The sequence below is a fragment of the Methylobacterium segetis genome, from assembly GCF_004348265.1.
In the GTDB taxonomy this organism is placed as follows: domain Bacteria; phylum Pseudomonadota; class Alphaproteobacteria; order Rhizobiales; family Beijerinckiaceae; genus Methylobacterium; species Methylobacterium segetis.
This window is the reverse complement of sequence record NZ_SMNT01000148.1, coordinates 1-575: the sequence shown is the minus strand read 5'-3', so window position 1 is coordinate 575 and position 575 is coordinate 1. Positions and strand designations below refer to the sequence as shown.

Sequence of the window (575 nt, the reverse complement as noted above, 5' to 3'; positions counted from 1 at the left end):
CAGATCGACATCGGTGAAGCTGATGGTGCCCGTGGCCGGGGCCGGCGCATCCTCCGTCACGCTGCCCGCCTGCACGGCGGAGGTGATGGTCGGCGCGTCGTTCGTGCCGGTGATCGTGACCGCGACGTCCTGGCTCGCCCGGCCGCCCTGGCCGTCATCGACCGTGAGGGTGAAGCGCTCGACACGGGTCTCGCCCGCCGCGAGATACTCCACCTTCCCCGCCTCGACCGCGTAAGCCCAGCCCAGGCTCCCGTTCGCACCCGAGCCCGTCGTGTCGGCCACGATCCGGGGGCTCAATGTGCCGAGGACGCTGCCCTGCGCCACCGCCGTGACGCTGTGGCCGTCCCTGAGGTCGAGGTCGGCGAAGCTGATGCTGCCGCCGCTGGTCAGGCTGCCCACCGGCGTCGCGAGTTCCGTTACGCCGCCCGCGACGCTGCCGCCGGTGATGGTCGGCGCGTCGTTGGTGCCTGTGATCGTGATCGTCACGTCCTGGCTCGCGGTGCCGCCGCGGCCGTCATCGACGATGACGGTGAAGACCTCTCGCCGCGTCTCGCCGGCCGCCAGGAACTGCGCCT

Annotated in this window: 1 protein-coding gene; it reads right to left on the bottom strand. The window is 71.8% G+C overall.

Features of this window, described 5'->3' with window-relative positions; all coding sequences use genetic code 11:
* On the bottom strand, positions 1-575 hold a 575-nt coding region (locus E1J50_RS24505; RefSeq protein ID WP_207919287.1), incomplete at both ends, for a VCBS domain-containing protein.